The organism is Streptomyces sp. NPDC001108 (genome assembly GCF_053598535.1).
This window is the reverse complement of sequence record NZ_JBSFKL010000025.1, coordinates 28,783-38,794: the sequence shown is the minus strand read 5'-3', so window position 1 is coordinate 38,794 and position 10,012 is coordinate 28,783. Positions and strand designations below refer to the sequence as shown.

Below are 10,012 nucleotides of genomic sequence, written 5' to 3'. Positions count from 1 at the left end.
GTGAAGGACCCCAGGGATCGTTCCCCCGACGGGAAGGGAATGCGTCAGGCCCTTCAGGACCTGTCCACCGTCGAGCGGTGGGCCGAGCGGGTGGCGTCCGGCACCCTGTCCCATCCGTACGCCGCTTCGGAGTCCTGGGAGGGGCCTCAGCTGAGTGTGGAGACCAGGACCGAGAACGGCATGCACATGGTGGCCGGGATCGTGGAGTGGCCGCCCGGGGCGGACACGGGTGTGACGGTCCTGGACGAGACGGAGCGCGCGGTGCTCCGTTCCCTGGTGAGGTCGCTGCTCGATCTGGCCGGCCACGAGTCGGGAACCGCGCGCACCCGCGTGGTGCTCACCCCGCTCGGCCCCCGGGTCGCCGCCTGCCAGCTCTACGCGGAATAGCGGAGCGTTCCCGAACCGCCGCCGTCGCCCCTGGGGCGGCGGTTCGGGAACGTGCCGGAAGACGCGTGATCACCGTGCCGACCTGGCGATTCCGTTCCGTTCCCGAGGCAGTTCGGGGCGGCGGTAACAGGGCAGGAACGGTCCGGGAACGCCCGCCAGCAACATCTGTGGTGTCAGGAAGCGGAACACCGCAAACCTCACAAACACTTAGGGGCGGGACCATGGGACGCAAGCTTGCTGGGATCTTCGGAATCGTCGCCGCGACGCTGGCCTTCGGTATCGGTACCGCGGTCGAGACGGGGCACGGCTTCGGGAACGCGCAGCAGGTTGTCGCCGACGACAAGGGCCCCACGGTCATCGGGACCACGGGCACCGACGACGACAAGGGCCCCACCACCGCCACCCGCCTGCTCGCCGACGACAAGGGCCCGACCATCGTCGGCACCCTCGGCACCGACGACGACAAGGGCCCGACCCTGACCGGTACCACGGGCACGGACGACGACAAGGGCCCGACCCTGACCGGTACCACCGGTACGGACGACGACAAGGGCCCCACGGTCATCGGCACCACGGGCACGGACGACGACAAGGGCCCGACCCTGACGGGCACCACCGGTACCGACGACGACAAGGGCCCGACCTCCCCCGTCATGTGATCTCCCCCCTCCCCCCCCCGCACGAGAGTCCCCCCGCACCGGTCACGGTGCGGGGGGACTCTCTGCGTGTGTGCCGTGCGCCCCGCCGCCCGTACGTTCCCGGTGGGCGGGGGCGGTGGGCGGGCGTCAGCGGCGGCGGTGTTCCGCGGGCACGCCCAGCTCGGTGAAGATCTGCTCGGCCTCCTCCCGGTACCGGGAGGAGGCCGGGTCGTCCCCGAGGGCGTCGGCCATGCCGGTGAGGGCGTATGCCTGCTCGACGCGGTAACCGAGGGAGGCGGCGAGCTCGTGGGCGTGCCGGTGCAGTTCGAGGGCGGCCGCCGTGTCGCCCTGCCGACGGCGCAGCCGGCCCACCACGTTCTCCACCTTGGCGCGGCGCAGGGGAGAGGAATTCTTCCGCATCATGTCGAGCGCCCGCTCCGCCTGGTCCGGATCGCGGACCGGCTTCCCCAGCCGGTGCTCCACGTCGGCGGAGAGGGCCAGGGTCAGGGCGAGGTTCGCCTCGTTCCCGGTGTCCCCGTACAGGGCGCGCGCCTCCGTCAGACAGCGGTCGGCCTCCTCGTGGGCGCCCAGCCCGACATGGGCGAAGGCGAGGTCGGTCATGGCCCCGGGAAGTCCCTCGTGCTGGCCCAGCCTGCGGCTCAGATCGGCCGAGCGCCGCGCCGCCTCCCGGGCCTCCTCGTACCGGCCCCACTGTTCGTACAAGGTGCTGAGGATGGTCAGGCTCTCCGCCTCGGCGCGCGGCATGTCCAGGTCGCGCTCGTGCGCGATCGCCGTCTCCATGTGCTCCAGGGCCGCGGGGAAGTCGCCGAGCAGGCTGTTGAACTGGCCGAGGATGCTCTCGCTGTGCGCCTGGGTGTACAGGTCGCCGAGCTCGATCGCGACGTCCCGGCCCCGCCGGGCGGCCTCCAGCCCCTCGGCGAGCCGCCCGAGCTTCCAGCAGGCGACGCCCAGGTTGGACAGGCTCACCCCGAGCAGCGACAGGTCCTGGAGCCGGTCGGCGGCGGCCACCGCGACCCGGCTCAGCTCACCGAACTCCTCCAGGAGACCGAGGTCGTTGAGCTGGAAGACGAGGTTGCGGGCCAGGCACACCACATAACGGTCGTGCCCCCTGCGCTCGGCGAGCGTCACGGCCGCGAGCAGCGAACCCTGCTCGCGGCGGAACCACGCCCGAGCCCGCTGCGGGGTGTCCAGGGCGGGCAGTTCCGAGGTGGAGGGATCGATCCCGGTACTGCGGCGGCGCCGCCCGGAGTACAGCAGGTCGCACGCCACCTCGGTGGTGGTCAGGTAGTAGCCGAGCAGCCGCTCCACCGCGTCGGTGTCCTCGGGCGCCTCGGCGAACAGGCTCTGCGCGAAGCTGCGGACCAGGTCGTGGAAGGTGTAGAGGCCGATCTCCGGCTGCTGCACCAGATGGACGTCGAGCAGCATCTCCAGCAGGTCCTCCGCGTCCCGGGCGGGGACACCGAGCAGCGCGCCGGCCGCGTGCGCGTCGATCTCGTTGCCCGGGTGCAGCGACAGGGTCGAGAAGGCGTGGCGGCACTCCTCGTCCAGGGCCTGGTAGGACAGGCGGAGGGTGGCGGAGACGCTGCGGGCACCGGAGCTGAGCTCGTCGAGCCGCCGGGTCTCGTCGCGCAGGCGCTCCGCCAGGTACTGCAGGGTCCAGCGCGGGCGGTTGCGCAGCCGGGCGGTGGCGATCCGCAGGGCCAGCGGGAGATGGCCGCAGAGCCGGGCCAGTTCCGCGGCGGCCTCGGGCTCGGCGGCGACGCGCCGGTCCCCGAGCGTCTCGGCCACCAGCATCGCGCTGTCCTCCGGCGACATCTCCCCGATGGAGATCCACTGCGCGCCGTCCAGGTCGACCAGCCGGGCCCGGCTGGTGACCATGACCAGCGAGCCGGGGGAGAGCGGCAGCAAGGGGTGGATGGCGGCGGCGTCGGCCGCGTTGTCGAAGAGGATCAGCATCCTCTTGCCGAGCAGGGTGGACCGCCACAGGGCGGTGCGGGCGGGCACGTCGTCGGGGATGAGCTGGCCCGGTACGCCGACCGCCCGCAGCAGGGTGTCGAGTGCGATGCCCGCGGTCACCGGCTGGTCGCCCGGCGTGTGTCCGCGCAGGTCGAGATGGAGCTGGCCGTCCGGGTAGTCCGGGGCGAGCCGGTGGGCCGCCCGCACCGCGAGCGAGGTCTTGCCGCAGCCGCCCATGCCGTCGATGGCCACGACGAGGGGGCCCTGTTCGCTGCCGCGCTTGGCACCGTCGAGGATCTCGGCCAGTTCCTGGTCGCGGCCGGTGAAGTCCGCGAGGTCGTAGGGCAGGGTGCTGGGGGGCTCGGCGGGCAGCGCCACGGCCATGACGGGAGCGGCGGCGGGGGCGGGCTCGGGGCCGGCCAGTTCCGGGCTCTCCCGCAGAATGCCCTCGTACAGCTTGGTGAGGTGCGGGCCGGGGTCGATGCCCAGCTCGTCGGCGAGGAGCTCGCGTACCTTGCCGTACTCGTCCAGGGCCTCGGCCTGCCGACCGGAGCGGTACAGGGCGAGCATCAACTGGCCTCGCAGGGATTCGCGCAGAGGGTGCCGCTCCGCCAGCTCCCGCAGTTCCACGACGAGTTCGGCGGCGTCACCCAGGGCGAGACGGAGGTCGATGCGCTGCTCCGCGGCCGTCATCCGGCGTTCCTCGAAGGAGGTGGAGGCCCGCTCGATGACCGGACCGCCTCCGCCACCGAGGACCGGTCCGCGCCACAGTTCCAGGGCACTCCGCAGCATTTCCGCGGCCTCGGCCGCCCGGCCGTCGGACGCGGCCAGCTTCGCATTGCGTATGAGTAGACCAAATTCGGCCACGTCGATTTCGCATTGCTCCTCGTCGACGCGGTAGCCGGGGCCGTCGGTCACCAGGACTTCGGCGCCCCCGGGTATTCGTCTTCGGAGGTCCGCGACGGCCTTGCGCACTTGATGGGAGGCGGTGGTCGGCGGGTCCTCGTCCCAGGCGGCCTCTACCAGACGGGAAACGGGGAGCACCTTCCCGGGCTCCAACAACAAAGTGGCCAGAACTCGCTCCTGAATGACTCCGCCCAGCCGGAGCCGCTCGCCGTTGGACCAGCCCTCGATCGGGCCAAGGATGTTGAAGCGCAGCCGAAACTCCTCTGCAGTTGACACGCTTCCGCCCCCTCAGTTTTGTGCAGCCGCAGCGCTCCACCAGCGCGAAGCGATCGTATCCGCTGCCGAGGGAACTGGCGGTACCGCACCGGGAAGAGTTCGGGAATGGCTCGATGGAATCTGTTCATCGACAGCAAGCTTTCGCCGCCGCGGAAGGTACCGAGCGCACGGAGCGTGAGCGGACCGGAAAGATCCCGTTCAGGGCCGTGCGTTCCGGACAGTCCTGAATGGTCGGGTAGCCGGACATTGCGATTTCTGAGTACGTGGAGACCGAGGAGACAATGATGAATTCCCAGCCCGCACCCGGGCTCGACGTTCTGCTGCAGAATGCGCGCAAGCGGGCGGGACTCACCCAGGAACAGCTCGCCGGTCTTTCCACCGTGAGCGTGCGCGCCATTCGGGATCTGGAACTCGGCAAGGTCCAGCACCCGCGCAGGGAGACGCTGAAGCTGCTTGCCAACGCCATGCGGCTCAGCGACGCACGGCGTGTCGAACTCGAACTCGCCGTGGACACGAAGTCCGCAGGTCGAGTCTTCCAGGACATCTACGGGACCGGCCTCGCCACCCCGCCCCCTCCGCTGCGCCCGCTGATCGGGCGGCGCGCGGAACTGGACGCGCTGACCGCCCGGCTCCGCGCCGATCACGAGCGGCTGCTCACCCTGGTGGGTCTGCCGGGAGTGGGAAAGTCGCGGCTCGCCCAGGAAGCCGCCTCGGTGATGCATACCCAGTACGGGGTTCCGGTTCTCTGGGTCGATCCGGCCGACGATGCGGAACGTGCCGACGGTGCCGTCGCTAATCCGCAGGCGACCGTGACGGGATGGGTCCGCGCACTCGTTCGAAACGGTGAAGAATTTGAGGAACTTGCCGCACTCATCGGGTCGAAGGACACGCTGATCGTACTGGATGGTTACGATGTGTCACCATCTGTCACCTCTCGGCTGCTGAGTCTGCTGCGGGTCTGCGAACGCCTGAAAATACTCACGACCACCGACCGGCCCGTCCAACTGCCCGGCGGGCGACTGCTCCCGCTGGCCCCGCTCGCGGTGCCGACCGCCGCCGATCTCGCAGCCGAGGCCCCGGGCGGATCGCTCGTCGCGGACCGGCATGCCGTCGAGCTGACCCTCTCCCACGTCAGTTACATGCGGCCGGACTTCCTGCCCACCGACTCCGTCGTCACCACCGTCGCCCACATATGCCGCGCCCTGGACGGCATGCCCCAGGCGCTGGAGGCCGCCGCCTCCTGGCTGCTCCTCTACTCCCCGCGCCAGCTCCTGGACATCGCCCGGACCAGCCCGCTGATCCTGCTCGACGGGGTGACCCCCGCCGCCCCCTGCTCGGGACCGACCCTGGGGGAGCGGCTCACCGCCGCCGTGACCGGGCTCGACCCGCAGGCCGCCGAACTGCTGCGCGTCCTGGCGGAGCTTGAGGACCCGTGGACGGTGGACGGTGCGGCGCGGCGCCGCGGCACCTCCCTGGCCAGGACCGCCCGTGACGTGCACGCCCTGCTGGTCCGTGGCCTGATCCGCCGGCTTCCCACCGCCGCGGGCGAACCGGTCGGCTTCACCGTGCTCAACCTGGTCCGCGCGGTGCTCGACGCGGAGCCGACGGCGGACTCCGCCGAACTGGTCGCCGTACCCGCCGAATAGGGGCCACCCGTGCCGGCCACGGGCCCCGTTCCCCCTTCTCTTCCTGTCACCACTTCTGCCCGCACCGTCGTACCGAAAGGCACCCCACCCATGCGCAACCTGATCTCCCTCGCCGACCTCACGCCCGCCGAGCTGGACCACCTGGTGCGGCGCGCGGTCACGTTCGGCCGGGACGGCATCGTCCCGAAGCCGCTGGCCGGACGCCAGGTCGGAACGTACTTCCGCAAGTCCTCGACCCGGACCCGGACCTCCTTCTGGACCGCGGCGACCCGCTTGGGCGCCGACGTGATCACCTTCGGCCCGAACGAGCTCCAGCTCAGCACCGGCGAGACCGTCGAGGACACCGCCCGGGTCCTGGGCCAGTACCTGGACGCGCTGGTCGTGCGGACCAACGGGGACGTCGAGGAGATCCGTCGGCTCGGCAGCAGCGAGGACCTGGCCGTCGTCAACGCCCTGACCCTGGACGAGCACCCGACCCAGGCGATCGCCGACCTGGCCACCCTGACCGAGGAGTTCGGCTCGCTCGACGGACTGCATCTGCTCGCCGTCGGCGAGGGCAACAGCTCCGGCGCGGCCCTCGCGCTCGCCGCGGCCCTCACCCCCGGGCTGCGTGTCACCCTGCTCTGCCCGCGCGGCTACGAGGTCCCCAAGGAGACCCTGGACCTGGCGGCCGAACTCAGCGGCGGCAAGGCTCTGGTGAGCCAGGTCGTGACGGCCGACGACGTCGAGGGGCCGGTGGACGCCGTGTACACCAGCCGGTGGCAGACCATGGGCGTGGAGAAGGAGAACCCGGACTGGCTCCAGGACTTCGAGGGCTTCCAGATCGACCGCGCGTTCCTCGACCGCTTCTCCGGCCCGCGCACCGTCTTCCTCCACGACCTGCCCGCCGTGCGCGGCCAGGAGGTCACCGACGAGGTGCTCGACGGCCCGGCCAGCAGGGCCTGGCGGCAGGCCCACCACAAGATGACCGCCGCCGCGGCGGTCCTGGAGTGGTGCGTGGTCGGCGTCCAGGACTGACATCCGCAGGAGCGTCCGCCGCGGGAACGTCCGCGCCGCACGCCCCGCACCACCCCGCACCGCACACCGCCACGGGCTCCCGGCGGACAGAGGCCACCCCTGTCCGCCGGGAGCCCGCGCGTGCTCCGGGACCCGCCGCTCCGTGCGCCCGTGCGACCGGGTGACCGTGCGCCCTTTCCAACCTGGCGTTTGCGCTGCCCAGGAGCCTTCACGGATGCTCAGTACGGTGCCATCACCAAGTCGCCGATCACTCGCAGCCCGACTTGGGCGGCGAGCCATGGTGCGCGTTCGGCCTCAACTTGCTTGACGTGGACGAACACTGTGTAGTCGGCCGCAGGCTCCTCCAGATCGAGGTCGCGGGCATGCGCGCACAGGGTGACGAACGCGCCGCGGGTGCCTCCCACCCCCAGGCCTATCTCCGGAGCCTCGGGCCAGGCGTTGAAGTCCCACCGTACCGTCGCCGGGTTGTCGCTCACCGCCTTGAGAAACGGCTCCACGGTCTTGGGCGCCCCAGCCCAGCGCCGTAGCCGGATGGGCAGGCAGGCTGCCGGATCATCCCCCGTGTCCGAGGCACCGTCCCAATTCCCTGCAGCCCAGCAGTCGGCGTCCGGCAGCAGGGCCAGCACCTCCGACAGAGAGTGAGTCGAGGAGATCCGCGCATCGAAATCGACTTCCAGATCCGTCAGGTCGGCGATCCCCAGCAACCTCTCAACGATGCGCAATCCCTCCGAGAGGTCCTCTGTTCTCAAGATGGGCTGCGCGTAGGAGTTCGACACGACGACCAGTGTGCCATCGCATGAGCGTTGCCCACCCCGCCAGGGGAGCTGCGTAGGTGAGCTGACGGACAGGAGAAGCCCTTGGTAGGTGAATTCTCGACCAAGATCACCAGCCCGCCAGGAGCTTCCGCGTGCTTCTCTACCCGTCCGGTATTGATCTGTCCAGTCGTACCCTGCAGCACCTCGCCGGTCTCCTCGCATGTCACCGCCACCGGATCGGCTCCCGGTTGCGCCGCCTGACCTGTGGCCGGCAGGCCCTGCTCGTCCTGACCCACCTGCGTTGCGGCGACACCTACAGCAGGCTTCCGCGTCGGGATCGCGACCGCATACCGGTACATACGCGAGGCCGTCGACCTCCTGGCCGCGCTCGCGCCCACGCTGAAGCAGGCCATGGCGGCCGTGCGGAAGGAGGCGTACGCGATCCTCGATCGGCACCGTACTGCCGATCCACCGCATCGCCGCTGACCGCCCGTACTACTCCGGGAAGCAGAAACACCACGGGATGAACGTCCAGGTCCTCGCGGATCCAGCCGGCCGCCTGATCTGGGCCTCGGAGGCGCTCCCCGGAGCCGTGCACGATCTGACCGCGGCCCGAAGCCACCGCATACCCGCCGCTCTCGCCGCCAACGAGATCAAGTGCTGGGCGGACAAGGCGTATCAGGGCGCAGGACCTGCTGTTCGCGTCCCGTTCCGGGGCAAGATCTGCGCGGCTGGCGCCGTCGTCACAACTGCGATCACACCAAACTCCGCAGCCGCGGAGAACGCGCCATGGCCACCCTCGAATGCTGGCGAGTCTTGCGGAAGCTCCGTTGCAGCACCACCCGGATCACAACCGTCGTCCGAGCTGTCCTCGCCCTCGAACTCGCCACCTGATCAAGATGGAAAAGGCTCCGTGCACCCGGGAAGTGGGACCGGGAAAGGGAAAGGACGGGCGCGGGGCACGGTGTTCGTGCCTCGCACCCGTCCTCTCCCCGGACGGGCGGCCCCGGAATCAGCCACCCATCGCCGCGACCACCGAACGCGGTCGCATATCGGTCCAGTTGGCCTCGATGAATTCGCCGCACTCCTGCTTTCCGGCCTCCTCCTTCACCAGCTCCCAGCCCGCCGGCTGCTGAATCCGGGCCGGCCACAGCGAATACTGTCCCTCTTCGTTGGCCAGCACGACATAGCGGCCCTGGGGGTCCTCGAACGGATTGGTTGCCATGATTTCCACCTCGGTTGGGCGACGTTGGAAAGTGATCTCATCGGGTGCGCCTGAGTGTTTCGCTCAATGAAACGGTAGAAGGCTCGGGCCGGTCCGCCGGGCAGTGGAACGGGCAGATCGGCGGCACCACCGGCCGTACGGTCAGGCGGCCACCCGGGACTCCCGACGGGTGTGGGTGAGCGCCACACCGGTCGCGACGGTCGCCGCGCGCACCGCGCCCAGCGCCTCGCGCACCAGCTCCGAACGCTCCACCGTCATCACCCCGACGCCGGGCTGGCCTGCGCGGACGATGTTCACCGCGGCCTCGAGCACCGCGACCTGGGCCTCCCCGAGCGCCTCGCGCCGGTCGACCCGTTCCCTCACCTCCGCCAGGACGTCCGCGAGCACGTCCGCCGCGGGGGCACTGTGGCCGGTCTCTTTCATGTCGTGACTCCTCGGTCTTCCGCCGGCGGTGTGCCGCGCGCTCGGTCTGCTGGTGCAGTACGGCCAGTCTCGCCGTCCGCCGACACCCCGGCACCAGGCATTCGGTCAACTGCTGCTCTGCTGCCGCCCAGTTGCCGCCGGGGGCGCCGGAATCGCCCTCGCGGCGAATCTACGGTGGTGGCCGAAAGGAAGTTACGGGCTCGTCCCGGACCTCTTTCTCCCCTGTCATCCAATGATGTGGACGAAGCGAACAATGAATCCTGCGGAATGTGCGGCTCCTCATCGATCCGGGCCGCTGGACGTTGTTGTCACCGGACTCCAGTCCGACTCGCACACCTGGAATCTCATCTACATCCAATTGCTGATCGAAGACCTCGGGCACAAGGTCGTGAATCTGGGTTCCTGTGTCCCCGAGGACGAGATCGTCGAGTCCTGCTGCAAGCTCCAGCCCGACCTGCTGGTCGTCAGCAGCGTCAACGGACACGGTTTCCACGACGCCGAGCCGCTGATCGGGGCCATCCGGTCGCGCTGGGAGCTCACCGGCCTGCCCGCCGTCATCGGGGGCAAGCTCGGCGTGTCCGGGAACGGGGAGGAAGGGACGAAGGCCCTCATCCGGGCCGGCTTCGACGCGGTCTTCCAGGACGGTGTGGACATCGCGGCCTTCGAGTCGTACCTCGACTCCCTCCCCAAGGAGGTGGAGCGGTGACCGCCCCGGTCCAGGAGACCGCCCCGGTCCAGCAGACGCCCCCGGCCGCCCGGGCC

General features: G+C 70.3%; 9 protein-coding genes and 1 pseudogene. 6 read left to right on the top strand and 4 right to left on the bottom strand.

The annotated features are described in order from the left end of the window. Positions 1 to 39 precede the first annotated feature (39 nt). Both ACWC97_RS32160 and ACWC97_RS32155 read left to right on the top strand, forming a co-directional pair. Entirely contained in the window at positions 40 to 387 is a 348-nt protein-coding gene (locus ACWC97_RS32160; protein ID WP_352280774.1) for a hypothetical protein, read from the top strand. A 221-nt stretch (positions 388 to 608) separates the two neighbouring features. Next, a complete protein-coding gene (locus ACWC97_RS32155; protein WP_352280776.1) occupies positions 609 to 1,046 on the top strand; it encodes a hypothetical protein in 438 nt (145 codons plus the stop codon). 126 nt (positions 1,047 to 1,172) lie between these two features. On the opposite strand, the gene ACWC97_RS32150 is transcribed toward ACWC97_RS32155, so the two are convergent. Continuing rightward, the gene (locus ACWC97_RS32150; protein WP_450653174.1) at positions 1,173 to 4,184 is read right to left on the bottom strand and encodes a BTAD domain-containing putative transcriptional regulator; all 3,012 of its coding nucleotides are present in this window, start codon (positions 4,182 to 4,184) and stop codon (positions 1,173 to 1,175) included. Positions 4,185 to 4,468: 284 nt separating this feature from the next. On the opposite strand from ACWC97_RS32150, the gene ACWC97_RS32145 reads away from it, so the two are divergent. Together ACWC97_RS32145 and ACWC97_RS32140 are read left to right on the top strand one after the other, a co-directional pair. Further along, positions 4,469 to 5,830, top strand: a complete 1,362-nt coding sequence (locus ACWC97_RS32145) for a helix-turn-helix domain-containing protein (protein WP_450653172.1) — start codon at positions 4,469 to 4,471, stop codon at positions 5,828 to 5,830. A gap of 90 nt (positions 5,831 to 5,920) precedes the next feature. Further along, complete coding sequence (locus ACWC97_RS32140; protein ID WP_352280782.1) at positions 5,921 to 6,847, top strand: ornithine carbamoyltransferase; 927 nt, start codon at positions 5,921 to 5,923, stop codon at positions 6,845 to 6,847. 218 nt (positions 6,848 to 7,065) lie between these two features. On the opposite strand, the gene ACWC97_RS32135 is transcribed toward ACWC97_RS32140, so the two are convergent. Beyond that, positions 7,066 to 7,623, bottom strand: coding sequence for a hypothetical protein (locus tag ACWC97_RS32135; RefSeq protein ID WP_450653170.1), 558 nt, complete (start codon positions 7,621 to 7,623; stop codon positions 7,066 to 7,068). Positions 7,624 to 7,754: 131 nt separating this feature from the next. On the opposite strand from ACWC97_RS32135, the pseudogene ACWC97_RS32130 reads away from it, so the two are divergent. Beyond that, a pseudogene (locus tag ACWC97_RS32130) lies at positions 7,755 to 8,496 on the top strand (transposase family protein). A 118-nt stretch (positions 8,497 to 8,614) separates the two neighbouring features. On the opposite strand, the gene ACWC97_RS32125 reads toward ACWC97_RS32130, so the two are convergent. Then, positions 8,615 to 8,827 carry an MbtH family protein gene (locus ACWC97_RS32125; RefSeq protein ID WP_352280784.1) on the bottom strand — a complete coding sequence of 71 codons (213 nt, stop codon included), beginning with the start codon at positions 8,825 to 8,827 and terminating at the stop codon, positions 8,615 to 8,617. Positions 8,828 to 8,968: 141 nt separating this feature from the next. Continuing rightward, positions 8,969 to 9,250 (bottom strand): hypothetical protein, encoded by a 282-nt coding sequence (locus tag ACWC97_RS32120; protein ID WP_352280786.1) that lies wholly within the window; start codon positions 9,248 to 9,250, stop codon positions 8,969 to 8,971. Positions 9,251 to 9,485: 235 nt separating this feature from the next. Here ACWC97_RS32120 and ACWC97_RS32115 point away from each other — a divergent pair, with 235 nt between their 5' ends. Next, positions 9,486 to 9,956 (top strand): cobalamin B12-binding domain-containing protein, encoded by a 471-nt coding sequence (locus ACWC97_RS32115; protein ID WP_385216671.1) that lies wholly within the window; start codon positions 9,486 to 9,488, stop codon positions 9,954 to 9,956. Positions 9,957 to 10,012: the final 56 nt, after the last annotated feature.